Here is a 14,362-nt window from a genome sequence, read left to right on the forward strand (position 1 = left end):
GCGGCTTGCTCACGCGGCAGCGCGGCGATTGGGGGTAAATGCGCGTGATGGCGCGAAAAGTCAAGGGGGAGCGTGTTTTGAGGGCTCCCCTTGGCGTGATGCCCCGCCCGGGCGATCAGCCCGGGCCGCGCCCATTCGTCGGACTTACGCCGCGCCACTGGCGCGACGGTCCTTCCTCATTCCCCCCAAGAGGGCGCATCTACGCAAGCTGCGCGCGCTCGGCCTTCGGGAGAGGTGGCACGATAAAGTGCAAACCACCTAGCGAGCATGCGCCCACCCGAGGTCGGGCGCAGCCCTCAGCACGAATGAGGCACCCTCAGCAGTTCGGCACGTTCACCGCCAGCCCGCCGAGGCTCGTTTCCTTGTAATGCTCGTGCATGTCGCGGCCCGTCTGGCGCATCGTTTCGATCGCCGCGTCCAGCGGCACGAAATGCGTGCCGTCCCCGCGCAGCGCCAGCGAGGCCGCCGACACCGCCTTGATCGCGCCCAGACCGTTGCGCTCGATGCAGGGCACCTGCACCAGCCCTTTCACCGGATCGCAGGTCATGCCGAGGTGATGCTCCAGCGCGATTTCGGCCGCGTTCTCGATCTGCTCAGGGCTCCCGCCCAGCACAGCGGCCAGCCCTGCCGCCGCCATCGCCGCAGCCGATCCGACCTCGGCCTGACAGCCGCATTCCGCCCCCGAGATCGAAGCGTTGGTCTTGATCAGCCCGCCGACAGCCGCCGCGGTCAGCAGGAAGTCGGGAATCTTCGCGGAAGAGGCCGAGGGCACATGATCGAGCCAGTAACGGATCACCGAGGGCAGCACGCCCGCCGCCCCGTTCGTCGGCGCGGTGACGACCTGCCCACCGGCGGCGTTTTCCTCGTTCACCGCCATCGCATAAGCCGAGATCCAGTCATTGATCTGATGCGGCGGCGCGAGGTTCTGACCCCAATCCGCCTTCAGGCTCTCGTGGATCGCCTTGGCGCGGCGCTTCACCCGCAGGCCGCCGGGCAATTCGCCCTCGCTCGTCAGCCCGCGCTCCATACAGTCGCGCATCGTGATCCAGATTTTCTCGAGACCTTCGTCGATCTCCTTCGGGCCGCGGAAGCGCGCCTCGTTGCGGCGCTTCATCTGCGCGATGCTCTGCCCCGAGGCATGGGCCATCGCCAGCATTTCCTCGGCGGTCTTGAAGGGGAACGGCACCGGGCTCGGCGCGTCGCGGGCGGCATCGTCGACGGCGGCCAGTTCGGCCTCGGTGCGCACGAAACCGCCGCCGATCGAGTAATAGACCTCGTGCATCAACACGTCGCCCTGCGCGTCGCGGGCCTCGATCACCATGCCATTCGCATGGCCGGGCAGCGACGTGTCGTAATCGAAGATCAGATCGGCCTCGGGGTCGAAGGCCAACGGCGGCAATCCGTCAGGTTTCAACAGGTGGTCGCGTGCATTCCCGGCCAGCAATTTCTCGGCCAGATCGTTATCGTAGCTCTCGGGCACCACGCCCGCGAGCCCGAGGATCGCAGCCCGATCCGTCGCATGGCCCTTGCCGGTGAAAGCGAGCGAGCCGTGCAGGCGCACCCGCACGCCATGCGCGGTGAAAGGCGAGGCCCGGAGCGCGTCGAGAAACCGCGCGCCGGCCACCATCGGCCCCATCGTGTGCGACGAGGACGGCCCGACGCCGATCTTGAAGATATCGAAGACGCTCAGAAACATGCGGCCTCCCTGCCCTGATTTGGGCCCAGACTGCCGTGTTCGCCCCGGGACCAACAGCCCCAAAACGACCCCGCCACGCGCAAAAGCAACATCGTTGACGCGATATTCAGGATTATCGCGCAGCCTGAGCGGCGAAAGGCTGTGGTGGGCACGATGCCGATTTTCGGTGCATGGCAATTTTCGGACCTGATCGTCTCGGGCCCGGACCCGTTCGGGTCGAACGCGTTGGCGAATGCCGACGCGGTGGGCGCGACCAGCTTCACGATCGAGGCTGACGCTGCGGTGCAGATGATCGATCTGACCGATGACGACGCCAATCTGGAGGATGCCGACGGCTCGCAGGAACTCACCGCCCCGATGACATTCGACGGCATCGCCTGGGGCGCGGGAGCGGCGGGCGATGTCGAAATCGAATACAGCTATGTCATTCGTCCGGCGGGCTCCGCCGATCCGGCCGACAATATCACGATCTTCGTGCTCGAATTCGAGGGCGACGTGCATGGAATCGCGTCATCCCAGCGGCTTTTCGCGGGGCAAACCTATGAAATCGTCGCAATCGACAGCAACGATCCGGTCATTCCTTATAGCGATCTCGCGGTCTGTTTCGCGCGCGGCACCCGGATCGCGACCAAGCAGGGCCCCGTCGCGGTGGAGGATCTGCGTCCGGGCATGAAGGTGCAGACCGCCGATAATGGCTATCGCGAGTTGATCTGGACGGGCCGCTGGCGGATGACGGGGCGCGACGAGAACGCGCCGATCCGCGTCGCGAAAGGCGCGCTTGGCAATGACCGCGCCTTCGAGGTCTCGGCCCAGCACCGGCTGCTGGTTCGCAGCCGCGCGGGCGTCCTTGGTGGGCGGGAGCTTCTGATCCCGGCCAAGGGGTTGCTCGATCTGCCGGGGATCGCGCGGGCACCGCGTCCGCGCATCGAATGGCTGCATCTGCTGTTCGAGGCGCATGAGATCGTCTTCGCGGACGGGGCCGCGGTCGAAAGCCTCCTGCCCGGCCCGATGGCGCTGCGCGGGGTCGGCCCTCAAGAGGCCGCACGGCTGCGCGCGCTGATGGCGGGGAACCCGCTCCTCACCCAGCCCGCGCGCCCGATCCTGCCGCCGGGACAAGCGCGACGCCACGCCAAGCAAGCGGGCGGGATGCGACAATTCCTCCTGCGCTGAAGACAGGCCGACAAAGCCCTCGCCTGAGCGCCTGTGATTGCCTATAAGCGTCGGAAACTCAGACTGCCCATGAATGGAGTGCCAAATGGCTGCCGACCTTTCCCCGATCGACAAGGCGAAATTCGCCGCCGCCCGCCGTGCCGTTGACCTCGTTGAAGACGGGATGCGTGTGGGCCTCGGCACCGGCTCGACCGCCGCATGGATGGTGCGCTGCCTTGGCGAGCGCATCCGCGACGAAGGGCTGCAGCTGATCGGGGTGCCCACCTCGACGCGCACCGCCGATCTCGCCCGTCAGGTCGGCATCAAGGTCGTGGCGCTCGACGAAGCGAAATGGCTCGATATCACGATCGACGGGGCAGACGAATTCGACCCCGACCTGAACCTGGTGAAGGGTGGCGGCGGCGCGCTGCTGCAGGAGAAGATCGTGGCCACCGCGTCCGATCAGATGGTCGTCATCACCGACGCCTCCAAGGAAGTGAACCATCTGGGCGCCTTCCCTCTTCCCGTCGAGGTCGTGCCCTTCGGCTGGCAGGTCACCCGCGCGCTGATCGAGGAACTGCTCGACTCGATGGATGTGATGGGTCGCCAGACCTCGCTGCGCCTGAACGGCCAGCAGCCCTTCGTGACCGATGAGGGCAATTACATCGTCGATCTGCATCTCAACCGCATCGGCAACCCGCGTCAGTTGGCGCTGGTGCTGAACCAGATTCCCGGCGTGGTCGAGAACGGCCTGTTCATCGACATCTGCGATAAGGTCATCATCGGCGGCACCGACGGCAAGGTCGAGATCCGCGACATCAATGAGGGCACGGTGGCCAACGAGACCATCGAGTTCGCCGAGGACGAGAATATCTTCCGCGATATGGACTGATCTGCGCGCAGGGCGCGCGCATTGGGGATGCAACGCTGTGACGCATCCCTGCCTTGCGCGCGTCTTTCCGTCCCCGCCTTGCTCCTGAGCGCATGGACCGCTAAGCCAAGACGCAAGGAATATCAGGAAGGAAGGCGCCCACATGAGCTTCGACTACGACCTTTTCGTCATCGGCGGTGGCTCGGGCGGGGTGCGCGCGGCTCGGATTGCCTCGGGCCATGGCGCGCGCGTCGCACTGGCCGAGGAATACCGGATGGGCGGCACCTGCGTGATCCGCGGCTGCGTCCCGAAGAAACTGATGGTTTTCGCCTCGACTGCACCGGCGGCCATCGAAGAAGCTCGCGCCTATGGCTGGAGCGCGGATGCAGGTCAGTTCGACTGGCCGGGTTTTCGCGGCAAGCTGGATGCGGAGCTTGACCGGCTCGAAGCGATCTATCGCAAGGGGCAGGAAAACGCGGGCGTGAAGGTCTTCGACCAGCGCGCCACCGTGTCTGGCCCGCATGAGGTCACGCTGGCTGACGGCACGAAGATCACCACCAAGCATATCCTCGTCGCGGTCGGCGGACGGCCCTTCGTACCCGAATTTCCGGGCTGCGAACTGGTGATGACTTCGAACGACATCTTCAAGCTCGACACCCTGCCCAAACGCATCCTGATCGTCGGTGGCGGCTACATCGCCTGCGAATTCGCCTGCATCCTCAACGGATTGGGCGTGGAGGTCACGCAATACAACCGCTCGCCCCTGCTGCGCGGCTTCGACGGTGAGGCGCGTGATCTGATCGTGGACCAGATGCAGGCGAACGGGGTCGACATTCACACCCATGTTGTCATCACCGAGATCGAGAAAACCGAGAACTGCCTGAAAGTCACATGCGGCGACGGGCGCGAGGACGAATTCGACGCGGTGCTCTACGCGACGGGCCGCACGCCGAATACCGAGGGGCTCGGCCTCGAGACCGCCGGCGTGGAGCTGGGCGAGCGCGGTGAGGTCATGGTCGACGAATGGTCGCAGACCAACGTGCCCTCGATCTTCGCGGTGGGCGATGTGACCGACCGCATCAACCTGACGCCGGTCGCGATCCGCGAGGGTCACGCTTTCGCCGATACCGTCTTTGGCGCCAATGCCCGCGCCTCCGATCATGAGCTGGTGGCCTCGGCCGTCTTCACCCAGCCCGAATTCGGCACCGTCGGCATCACCGAGGAAGAGGCAGAGGAACGCGGCAATGCCGAGGTCTACGTCTCCAGCTTCCGGCCGATGCGCTCGAGTTTTGCGGGCTCTGACGCGCGGGTGCTGATGAAATTGATCGTTTGCCGCGAGACGCGCTGCGTGCTGGGCTGCCATATCGTGGCCCCCGAAGCGGGCGAATTGATCCAAATGGTCGGTATCGCCGTCAAAATGGGGGCAACCAAGGAACAGTTCGACGCGACTTGCGCGGTCCACCCGACCATGGGCGAAGAGCTCGTGACCATGCGGAACCCTGTAAGACATTATTGAAATCACGGAAAAGATACCCAACTGTCCGACAAGATAACGGAAAGGTGAGGAGCATATGAGCAACGGAGGCCCCTGGGGCGGCGGAGGCGGTGGCGGCGATGACCGCGACGACGACCGCGAAGACAAGCGTCCCGGTCAGCGACGTCCCGGCGAGGGCGGACAGATCCCGGAAATAGAGGAATTCATGCGCAAGGGCTCCGAGCAGCTCAAGGTGCTGATGGGCGGCAAGGGGGGCGGCAATCGTCCCAACCGTCCCAATGGCGGCGGAGGCGGCAAGAGCCCCTTCCCGGCGAAGACCGCTGTAGTGATCGGCCTCGTGGCTCTGGTTGCGATCTGGCTCGGCTCCTCGCTCTACAAAGTTAACCCGGAAGAACGCTCGGTGGAGCTGATGTTCGGGCGCTACTACGCGACCAAAGGCCCCGGCCTGAACCTCGCGCCGTGGCCCTTCATCACCTATTCCAAGGTTCCGGTGACCCGCGAACAGACCGTCGATATCGGCTCGGGCCGCGCAGGCACGAACGATACCGGCCTGATGCTGACGGGCGACCAGAATATCGTCGATCTCGAATTCCAGGTGGTCTGGAACATCAGCGATCCGGCGAAATACCTGTTCAACCTCGGCGATCCGCAGGACACGATCCGCGCGGTGTCGGAATCCGCGATGCGTGACATTATCGCGCGCTCGAACCTCGCGCCGATCCTGTCGACCGCACGTGGCGAGATCGCGGGCGATCTGCGCTCGGCGGTGCAGAACACGCTCGACAGCTATGACGCGGGCATCAACATCGTCCGTGTGAACTTCAACCGTGCCGACCCGCCGCGCGAAGTGATCGACAGCTTCCGCGAGGTGCAGGCCGCCCAGCAGGAGCGGGACCGCCTCGAGAAGGAAGCCGACGCCTACGCCAACAAGGTGACGGCAGGGGCTCGCGGTGAGGCCGCTCAGGTCAAGGAAGAAGCCGAAGGCTACCGTGCGCAGATCGTGAATGCCGCCGAAGGTGACGCCGCGCGCTTCAACTCGATCCTCACGGAATACGAGAAAGCGCCCGAAGTGACCAAGCGCCGGATGTTCTACGAGACCATGGGCAAGCTGCTCCAGAACGTCGACAAGGTCGTCGTGGACACCAAGGACGGCGCTGGCGGCGTCGTGCCGTATCTGCCGCTGGATCAGCTGCGCAAGAACTCCAGCTCGGCGTCCAACACCACCAACTCGACCGCTAACACGGGAGGAAGCAACTGATGCGCGGACCTATCGCAATTGCCGTTCTCGTTGTTCTCATCTTCCTCGGACTGAATTCGGTCTTCGTGGTGGACGAGCGTGAAAAGGCCCTCGTGCTGCGCTTCGGTGAGGTGCAGCAGGTGAAGACCGAGCCCGGTCTCGGGTTCAAGATTCCGGTCGTGGACACCATCGTGAAATACGATGACCGCATCCTAAGCCTGACCACGCAGCCGCTCGAAGTCACGCCCGAGGATGACCGCCGTCTCGTGGTCGACGCCTTCGCGCGCTGGCGCATCGTCGACGCGGTGAAATTCCGCGAAGCGGTGGGCGCTGGTGGCGAGACGACCGCAAAGAGCCGCATCGACGGCATCCTGAACAACGCGATCCGCGAAGTTCTGGGCTCGGTCCCTTCGACGGCTGTGCTGTCGGATGACCGGACGCCGCTGATGAACCGCATCCGTGATCTGGCACGGCGCGAGGCGCTGTCGCTGGGCGTGGACGTGATCGACGTGCGTCTGACGCGCACCGATCTGCCCGAGCAGAACCTCGCCTCCACCTATGGCCGGATGCGGGCAGAGCGTGAACGCGAAGCCGCCGACGAGCGCGCCCGCGGCGCAGAAGCTGCACAGCGCATCCGCGCAACCGCCGACCGTACCGCGGTCGAAGTCACCTCGGAGGCCAAGAAACAGGCCGAGATCGTGCGCGGTGAAGCCGATGCGCAGGCCAACAAGGTCTATGCGGATGCGTACGGCAAGGATCGCCAGTTCTTCGCCTTCGTGCGCGCACTGCAATTCTACGCGCAGTCGATGAAGACGCAGACCTCGTCGCTGGTGACGCAGCCCGACAGCCTCTACTTCGATTACGGGCGCTTCCTGCGCTCGATCGGGGAAAACCCGGGGCCCGAAACCGGTGCAGGCCGGGGCAGTGCATCGGCGAGCCAGGTCGGCCAGTGATGGAGATGCTTTTGACCGGTCTCGGACTGGTCCTTGTGATCGAGGGGCTGGCGCTTGCGCTGGCCCCTTCACGTATCGAGGAAGCGCTGGACATGCTGCGCGCCATGTCGGCGGGCCAACGTCGTGCCCTTGGCCTTGCGGATCTGGCGACGGGCGTGGCGCTCCTCTGGGCGCTGCGGCAGTTCGGATAATCGCCCCCGCGCCCGCGCCTCAAACGCAAGAGAGCGCGCCTTCAGCCCCCTGCGACGCAATTTCCTGTCGTGAATTTTGGCGAATAACTTCCCTTCGCCCCTCCCTGCTCCTACATTTCAAATCAAAGAGAGCATCGCGCCGGTCTTCCGCACCGGCGAAGCAAGGGAGAGCCATATGACAATCCTCACCGGACCCGGATCCATGCTGCGCGCCGGATTGAGCGCCGCCACGCTTGCCGTGGCGCTCGCCTGCGCCCCTCTGGCCGGGCCCGCCTATGCCCGCGCAGCCCCGGAAAGCTTTGCCGAACTCGTCGATCAGGTGTCCAATTCGGTGGTGAACATCACCACCTCGACCACGGTGGCCGCGCCGACCGGCGACATGCCGAACTTCCCGCCCGGCTCGCCCTTCGAGGATCTGTTCCGCGATTTCGGCCTGCCGAACCCGAACGCCCCCAATGGCCCGAACGGGCGGGGCGCGCCGCGTCGCTCGAACGCGCTCGGCTCCGGCTTCGTGATCTCGGAGGACGGCTATATCGTGACCAATAACCACGTCATCGAAGATGCCGACGAGATCGAGATCGAATTCTTCTCGGGCAAGCGGCTCGACGCGAAACTGGTGGGCACCGATCCGAAAACCGACATCGCGCTGCTGAAGGTCGAGAGCGATTCCCCCCTGCCCTTCGTCGCCTTCGGCGACAGCGACGCCGTGCGCGTCGGCGACTGGGTGATGGCGATGGGCAACCCGCTGGGTCAGGGCTTCTCCGCCTCGGCCGGGATCATCTCGGCGCGCAACCGCGAGCTATCCGGCAGTTATGACGACTACCTGCAGACCGATGCCGCGATCAACCGCGGCAACTCGGGCGGTCCGCTCTTCGACATGGAAGGCGAGGTCGTCGGCGTGAACACCGCGATCCTGTCGCCCAATGGCGGCTCGATCGGGATCGGCTTCTCGATGGCGTCGAACGTGGTCGCGAAAGTGGTCGAACAACTCAAGGAATATGGAGAGACGCGGCGCGGCTGGCTGGGTGTGAAAATCCAGGACGTCACCGCGGACATGGCCGAAGCGATGGGCCTCGAGGCCCCCGAAGGCGCGCTTGTCTCTGAAGTGCCCGATGGCCCCGCCAAGGAAGCCGGCATCGAGGCGGGCGACGTGATCACCTCCTTCGATGGCGGCGAGGTCAAGAGCACCCGCGATCTGGTGCGTCGCGTGGCCGACGCGCCGGTGGGCGAGAAGGTCCGCGTGACCGTGATGCGCGATGGCGAGGCCAAGACGCTGCTGGTGACGCTGGGCCGCCGCGAAGCCGCCGAGGGCGAACAGCCCCCGAAAGCCGTGCAGGCCCCGCAGGAGGTCGAGAAGGACATGCTCGGCCTGACCGTGACCCCGCTGACGGATGACCTGCGCACCGAGATGGGTCTGACGAAAGAGGCGAACGGCCTTGTCATCAAGCAGATCGACGAGACCTCCTCGGCCTATGAGAAAGGGCTGCGCGTCGGCGATCTGATCACCGAGGTCGGGCAGAAACCGGTCTCCGCGGTCGATGATTTCGAAGAGCGCGTGCAGGCGGCGAAGGATGCGGGGCGTAAGTCGATCCTGCTGTTGATCCGCCGCGCTGGCGAGCCGCGTTTCGTGGCCCTTCCCGTGGAGTGATCCGCACCGTTCAAAACGATAGAAAAGGCGCCCCGCGGGGCGCCTTTTTCAGTAAATGGTGCGCGTGAGAACCTTGAAGGCTCGAAGCGCAATGGCCGCTTCGGGCCTACTGCGGACTTTGCTTCCTGTTGCGAAGGTTGGAGCGTCATCAATCTTCGCCTAACTTGGCTGAGTGGGCCGGAATACCGCGAGGGCATCAGTGCTTCAGTCCGACGACATCGCTTCTCTGCTGCGCGAAAACCGGCAGCGATGGGAGCTTCTTGAGTTGGTTGAATCACTCAATCTGCGTCAGGGAAGCATCGGTGCGGGCTTTGTCCGAAACTTCGTGTGGGACGCCCTTCACGGTCGGGCTTCGGATTGCAGAGATGACGACATAGACGTTCTCTACTTCGACGATAAAAACCTCGATCCTGCGTTGGACGAAGCTTTTGAGAATTGGCTTCGCCAAGCAGCGCCGGAGTACCAATGGTCCGTGAAAAACCAGGCGAGAATGCACCTGCGAAACGGAGATTCACCATATTGTTCAGTGGCAGATGCAATGCGCTACTGGCCAGAAACGGCCACGGCAGTCGCGGCCCAAAGGTCGGGCTCAGATTGTCGGATCCTTGCTCCCTTCACGCTCAACGACCTCTGTTCGATGATTTTGCGCCCAGCATCGAGCTTGCCACATAAGCGCGAAGCCTTCCGGACCAGAGTTCAGAGAAAAGGCTGGCTGGAACGATGGCCACTGGTGCGAGTGGTAGAAAGGTCCGCCTAGCCGACATCCGCCGCAGACAGCTCTCGAAGTTCCCGTCGGGAGCTGCTGATCGACATGGCGTTGCGCCTACAATGCGTCCGGCCCCAAGCTACACCATTTACTGCATGGGGCTGACCCGCGGGGCGCCTTTTTCATCGTGCCGTTTCGCGCGCCAGCACCCGGCGCGAGGCGATCGTCAGGCTCCCGGCTGCGATCACGCACCAGACCGCCATGCCCAGCATCTGGGTCGGCAGCTCCACCCCCATATCGATCAGCACGCCCGTGATCCCCGGCCCGATGGCCGTCGAGAGCACCATCGAGGCCACGATGATCGCGCGGATGCCGCCGAGGTTCTTCACCCCGTAGACCTCGGGCCAGAGCGCGCCCATCAGCGTGCCGGAAAACCCGTTCGACATGCCAAGCAGCGCCATGAAGGCATAGACGCCCCAGACCGGCGTGACCAAGGCGACCGTCAGCGAGGCCAATGTCAGCGGGGCCAGAACGAAGGGCAGCAGGCGCAGCGCCCCGAACCGGTCGATCAGCCCGCCGCAGACGAAGCCGAAGCCCACGGTCGCGAGGGACATCACCGGGAAGGCCGCCGCGAAGGCGAGCGGGGAGTAGCCACGCAGCTCGGTCAGGTAGCCTTGGTGGAAGAAGATTACCGTGCCGATGAAGGGTGGCGCGAGCAGCCCCGTCAGCAGCATGTAGAGGACCGGATCGCGGATCACCTCCGACCGGGTCCAGTCGCGCGCGGTGCCCGAGGCGCTCGATTGCACCTCGGTCGCGTTCGGCACCCGCTCGACCTGCATCAGCCGCATCAGGAGCGGCCAGGCGATCAAGACCAGCACCCCGGCCGAGAGCCACCACGCGAGATGCCAATTGCCGCTCGCCTGCGCGATCAGCACCACCAGAACCGGCAGCACCGCAGAGCCGAAGGGTTGGCCCGGCACGATCAGTGACATCGCCTTGCCGCGGCTCGCGACGAACCAGCGGCCGATCTCGGTGAAGGCAATCTCGGTCATCATGCCCTGCCCGAAAAGCCGCAGCATGTAGATCGCCAGCGTCAGGAAGATCAGGTTCGGGGCAAGCGTGATCCCGATACAGGCCAGCGCGAGCAGCGGAATGGTGAAGCGCACGACCTTCCAGCCGGGCATCAGGTCGAGCGTGCGCCCCAGAAACGGCAGCGTCGAGGCCGAGGCCAGCGTCGCCACCATGTAGAGCGCGCCGAAGGTGCCGCCCGACAGGCCGAAAGTCGCCCGGATGTCATTGCCCGACAGGCCAATGAAGAAGGTCTGACCGAAGGAGGAGAACAGCGTCAGCAGGAACCCCGCGCCGAGCCAGCGGGCATTGTCGCGCATGAAGCGCAGGTTGCTGCCGAAAAGCTTATGCATGATGCCCCCTGTCCTTTGGCCCCGGTTAGAGCCCCTTCCCCCCGTGGGCACAACCCCGCCGCCTGCGCAAAGGGCTGTGCGGCGATGCGATGGCGGGCGCGAGCGGCCTCAGTTCGACCAGATATAGAGGCCCAGCTCCTGCGCGGCGCGGACCGAAAGCGTCGGGCTGTCGAGGCCGCGCGGCGCCTGATAGGCCGCGATCGCGCGGCCCGTCGCTGGGTCCAGCTTGCCGTCGGCGGGGCCGGAATACAGCCCGCGCAGCGCCAGCGCGCGCTGGGTCATCGCAACGAAAGCGGGCGTCAGATCCTCCGAGCAGACGGATTCGAAATAGCGCGGCTTGCCGCTATCGACGAGCTTCTGACCGCTCAATTCGCGATAGATCGCAGGCTGCGTGACCTTGCCGGTCTTCGGGTCGCGCTGTTCTGGGAGGACCTGCACCTGCCCGGTCACGGTCTCGACCTTGGCCGGGCCTTTGAGTTGGGTGAAACATCCCTGCGCGTCGTCGGCGGGCGGGCGGCTTTGCAGCACATGGGCGAGCGTCTTGGCGGGCGGGTCCTTCGGGGCGGGATCCGAACCCTGCGCGGTGGGCTGACAGCCCGCCAGCCCCATCGTCACACCCAGCGCCACCAGCGCCGCCCGCGCCGTGCCGAAGTTTTCAGCGATCTGCCGCATTCTCGTCTCCGCCTGCCTTGGGCCGGCACACTAGCCGATATCTACGCTGCGGCAATCCCTTGCCCGTGATAGCCCACCTCTGGCCAAATCGCCGAAAGCAGCTTAGATCACTTGCGACCGGCCCTGCCGGCAAGCGCGTTTTGATTACGAACAAGAGGCCCCGAGCTATGGCGAAAATCACCTATGTCGAATTCAACGGCACCCGTCACGAGATCGACGTGAAGCCCGGCATGACCGTGATGGAAGGTGCGCGCGACAATGGCGTGCCCGGCATCGACGCCGATTGCGGTGGCGCCTGCGCCTGTTCGACCTGCCATGTCTATGTCGACAAGGACTGGATCGAGAAACTGCCTCCGCGCGATCCGATGGAAGAGGACATGCTCGACTTCGCGTACGAGCCCGATCCTGTCACCTCGCGCCTGACCTGCCAGATCAAGGTCACGGACGAGCTCGACGGCTTGATCGTCAACCTTCCCGAAAAGCAGATCTGATGCGACGCGCGGTGGCCCTCGCCTTTGCGCTGGTCACCGCTGCCGCCCTGCCCGCGCGGGCCGAGATCACCCTCGCTGCGCGGTTCACCGAGCCTACGGATCGCTACGGTCACGGCGCGCTCGGCCCCGATCAGGAATTCGCAAATCTCCAGATCGACGTGACCCGCAAGGCGGGCAATCCCAAGGGTCTGTTCTCAGGCCACAGCACGTTGACCTACGAGCTGCGCCTCGACCCCGACATGGTCTATGAGGATACGGCGCCGCGCCTGAGCGATCTCGACGGCGATGGCATCGCCGAGGTGATCGTGGTGCAATCGCATCTGAAGTTCGGCTCGCGGCTTCTGGTGCTAACGGTGAAATCGGGAAAGCCGGAATTCCTCGCCGCGACCGATTTCGTGGGCGAGCCGAACCATTGGCTCGCGCCCATCGGCAGCGCCGATTTCAATGGCAACGGGCATCGCGACATCGCGCTGATCGACGCGCCGCATCGGTTGGGCGTGCTGCGCGTTTTCGAGTATCGCGACGGCGCTTTGCACCCGACCTTCGCGGGCGGGCAGTTCACCAATCACCGTTTCGGGTCTGACACGATCCTGGGCGGGGTGCGCGATTGCGGCTCTGGTCCCGAGATGGTCGTCGCCAGTTTCGACTGGTCCGCGTTGCTGTCGCTCTCTGTCACGCCCAGACAAACCGTGGAATGGACACGCCTCAGCACCGACACCTCGCCCGGCGGTTTCGCGAAAGCGCTGAACTGCAACGGCTGAGCCCTGTCGCACCAGCCTCGGGAACCGCCCTGCCCCCGCCCATGTTACCCCTGCATCACGACACCGGCGCGCGGTCGTTCCTCCCCGTCGCGCGCCCCGATGCAGGATCCCAGCCATGGCCGACGCCCAAGCCTCCGAAGAAAAGCCGATTGCCGTCTATGGGGCGCTCGCGGCGAACCTCCTGATCGCCATCGCGAAATTCATAGCCGCGGCCTTCACGGGTAGCTCATCCATGCTGGCGGAGGCGTTCCACTCGGTGGTCGATACCGGCAATGAGGGGCTGCTGTTGCTGGGCCACAAGCGCAGCAAGAAGGAACCGGACGAGAAACACCCGTTCGGCTATGGCAAGGAGCTGTATTTCTGGTCGCTCGTCGTCGCGATGCTGCTGTTTGCGATCGGCGGCGGGCTCTCGATCTATGAGGGCATCGTCCATATCCAGAACCCCGAGCCGATCGAAAAGCCGATCTGGAATTACGGCGTGCTGCTCGTGGCTTTCCTCGCCGAAGGCACGTCCTGGGTCATCGCGATCCGTCAGCTTCTGAAGCAGCGCAAACCGGGCGAAGGCTATTTCAAAGCCTTCCGCCGTTCCAAGGACCCGTCGATCTTCGTCGTCGTCGCCGAAGACAGTGCGGCCCTTCTGGGTATCCTCGCCGCCGCACTTGGCGTCTATCTCTCGGTGACGTTCGAGAACCCGTTCTTCGACGGCGCGGCCTCCATCGTCATCGGGCTCATCCTGATCGTCGTCGCCATCATCCTCGTCTACGAGACCCGCGCGCTGATCATGGGCGAAGCCGCTGACCGCGACGTGCGCAAGTCGATCCGCGAGATCGCGACCGGGTTCGACGAGGTCGCAGAGGTCAAACGCCTCCTGACGATGCATTTCGCGCCCGATCAGGTGCTGGTGAATATCGAGCTGAAGATGCGCACAGACCTCTCGCCCGAAGCGATCTTCCACGCGGTGGAGGCGGTGCAGAAGAAAATCCACGAGGCCCATCCCGAGGTTTCGAGCGTTTTCCTCGAAATCGAATCCCTGCGCGGTACGCAGCCTGAAAACGCGGCGGCCTGAGGCCG

General features: G+C 64.7%; 14 protein-coding genes. 11 read left to right on the forward strand and 3 right to left on the reverse strand.

The genetic code is table 11. The features are described from left to right. Nucleotides 1-316: 316 nt before the first annotated feature. The gene (locus tag F8R15_RS00665; protein ID WP_152842897.1) at nt 317-1,696 is read right to left on the reverse strand and encodes an L-serine ammonia-lyase; all 1,380 of its coding nucleotides are present in this window, start codon (nt 1,694-1,696) and stop codon (nt 317-319) included. A 153-nt stretch (nt 1,697-1,849) separates the two neighbouring features. Between F8R15_RS00665 and F8R15_RS00670 the strand changes: the two genes are divergently transcribed. From F8R15_RS00670 to F8R15_RS22070, 8 genes are all read left to right on the forward strand, one after another. After that, on the forward strand, nt 1,850-2,866 hold the full coding sequence (locus tag F8R15_RS00670; protein WP_152842899.1) for a Hint domain-containing protein: 1,017 nt from the start codon (nt 1,850-1,852) through the stop codon (nt 2,864-2,866). Between the two features lie 85 nt (nt 2,867-2,951). Continuing rightward, nucleotides 2,952-3,737, forward strand: coding sequence for a ribose-5-phosphate isomerase RpiA (gene rpiA, locus F8R15_RS00675; RefSeq protein WP_078519635.1), 786 nt, complete (start codon nt 2,952-2,954; stop codon nt 3,735-3,737). A gap of 142 nt (nt 3,738-3,879) precedes the next feature. Beyond that, nucleotides 3,880-5,232 (forward strand): glutathione-disulfide reductase, encoded by a 1,353-nt coding sequence (gene gor / locus F8R15_RS00680; RefSeq protein WP_152842901.1) that lies wholly within the window; start codon nt 3,880-3,882, stop codon nt 5,230-5,232. Between the two features lie 55 nt (nt 5,233-5,287). Next, nucleotides 5,288-6,469 (forward strand): FtsH protease activity modulator HflK, encoded by a 1,182-nt coding sequence (hflK, locus tag F8R15_RS00685; RefSeq protein WP_078569437.1) that lies wholly within the window; start codon nt 5,288-5,290, stop codon nt 6,467-6,469. Then, entirely contained in the window at nt 6,466-7,401 is a 936-nt protein-coding gene (hflC, locus tag F8R15_RS00690; RefSeq protein WP_166741438.1) for a protease modulator HflC, read from the forward strand. Before hflK ends, hflC begins: the two co-directional genes overlap by 4 nt. Then, on the forward strand, nt 7,401-7,592 hold the full coding sequence (locus F8R15_RS00695) for a DUF2065 family protein (protein ID WP_152842903.1): 192 nt from the start codon (nt 7,401-7,403) through the stop codon (nt 7,590-7,592). Before hflC ends, F8R15_RS00695 begins: the two co-directional genes overlap by 1 nt. Before the next feature lie 175 nt (nt 7,593-7,767). Continuing rightward, nucleotides 7,768-9,240 carry a DegQ family serine endoprotease gene (locus F8R15_RS00700; protein WP_078519638.1) on the forward strand — a complete coding sequence of 491 codons (1,473 nt, stop codon included), beginning with the start codon at nt 7,768-7,770 and terminating at the stop codon, nt 9,238-9,240. 199 nt (nt 9,241-9,439) lie between these two features. Next, nucleotides 9,440-9,997, forward strand: a complete 558-nt coding sequence (locus tag F8R15_RS22070) for a nucleotidyltransferase family protein (protein ID WP_216644086.1) — start codon at nt 9,440-9,442, stop codon at nt 9,995-9,997. Between the two features lie 131 nt (nt 9,998-10,128). On the opposite strand, the gene F8R15_RS00710 is transcribed toward F8R15_RS22070, so the two are convergent. Continuing rightward, nucleotides 10,129-11,367: an MFS transporter gene (locus tag F8R15_RS00710; RefSeq protein ID WP_152842905.1), complete on the reverse strand. Its 1,239-nt coding sequence runs from the start codon at nt 11,365-11,367 to the stop codon at nt 10,129-10,131. 108 nt (nt 11,368-11,475) lie between these two features. Further along, the gene (locus F8R15_RS00715) at nt 11,476-12,039 is read right to left on the reverse strand and encodes a peptidoglycan-binding protein (RefSeq protein ID WP_152842907.1); all 564 of its coding nucleotides are present in this window, start codon (nt 12,037-12,039) and stop codon (nt 11,476-11,478) included. Nucleotides 12,040-12,206: 167 nt separating this feature from the next. Here F8R15_RS00715 and F8R15_RS00720 point away from each other — a divergent pair, with 167 nt between their 5' ends. The 3 genes from F8R15_RS00720 to F8R15_RS00730 all read left to right on the forward strand — a co-directional run bounded on the left by F8R15_RS00720 (nt 12,207) and on the right by F8R15_RS00730 (nt 14,357). Further along, on the forward strand, nt 12,207-12,530 hold the full coding sequence (locus tag F8R15_RS00720; RefSeq protein ID WP_075776110.1) for a 2Fe-2S iron-sulfur cluster-binding protein: 324 nt from the start codon (nt 12,207-12,209) through the stop codon (nt 12,528-12,530). Next, on the forward strand, nt 12,530-13,291 hold the full coding sequence (locus F8R15_RS00725) for a VCBS repeat-containing protein (protein WP_152842909.1): 762 nt from the start codon (nt 12,530-12,532) through the stop codon (nt 13,289-13,291). The genes F8R15_RS00720 and F8R15_RS00725 overlap by 1 nt, the downstream gene beginning before the upstream one ends. A gap of 115 nt (nt 13,292-13,406) precedes the next feature. Further along, nucleotides 13,407-14,357 (forward strand): cation diffusion facilitator family transporter, encoded by a 951-nt coding sequence (locus F8R15_RS00730; RefSeq protein ID WP_152842911.1) that lies wholly within the window; start codon nt 13,407-13,409, stop codon nt 14,355-14,357. Nucleotides 14,358-14,362 lie beyond the last annotated feature (5 nt).

The sequence above is a fragment of the Thioclava sp. JE_KL1 genome (assembly GCF_009296265.1).
Taxonomy (GTDB): Bacteria; Pseudomonadota; Alphaproteobacteria; order Rhodobacterales; family Rhodobacteraceae; genus Thioclava.

Bases quoted from the DNA above. Each gene is read 5' to 3' on its own strand.
- F8R15_RS00665 (WP_152842897.1), bottom strand. From the start codon at position 1,696: ATGTTTCTGAGCGTCTTCGATATCTTCAAGATCGGCGTCGGGCCGTCC.
- F8R15_RS00670 (WP_152842899.1), top strand. From the start codon at position 1,850: ATGCCGATTTTCGGTGCATGGCAATTTTCGGACCTGATCGTCTCGGGC.
- rpiA (WP_078519635.1), top strand. From the start codon at position 2,952: ATGGCTGCCGACCTTTCCCCGATCGACAAGGCGAAATTCGCCGCCGCC.
- gor (WP_152842901.1), top strand. From the start codon at position 3,880: ATGAGCTTCGACTACGACCTTTTCGTCATCGGCGGTGGCTCGGGCGGG.
- hflK (WP_078569437.1), top strand. From the start codon at position 5,288: ATGAGCAACGGAGGCCCCTGGGGCGGCGGAGGCGGTGGCGGCGATGAC.
- F8R15_RS00695 (WP_152842903.1), top strand. From the start codon at position 7,401: ATGGAGATGCTTTTGACCGGTCTCGGACTGGTCCTTGTGATCGAGGGG.
- F8R15_RS00700 (WP_078519638.1), top strand. From the start codon at position 7,768: ATGACAATCCTCACCGGACCCGGATCCATGCTGCGCGCCGGATTGAGC.
- F8R15_RS00710 (WP_152842905.1), bottom strand. From the start codon at position 11,367: ATGCATAAGCTTTTCGGCAGCAACCTGCGCTTCATGCGCGACAATGCC.
- F8R15_RS00715 (WP_152842907.1), bottom strand. From the start codon at position 12,039: ATGCGGCAGATCGCTGAAAACTTCGGCACGGCGCGGGCGGCGCTGGTG.
- F8R15_RS00720 (WP_075776110.1), top strand. From the start codon at position 12,207: ATGGCGAAAATCACCTATGTCGAATTCAACGGCACCCGTCACGAGATC.
- F8R15_RS00725 (WP_152842909.1), top strand. From the start codon at position 12,530: ATGCGACGCGCGGTGGCCCTCGCCTTTGCGCTGGTCACCGCTGCCGCC.
- F8R15_RS00730 (WP_152842911.1), top strand. From the start codon at position 13,407: ATGGCCGACGCCCAAGCCTCCGAAGAAAAGCCGATTGCCGTCTATGGG.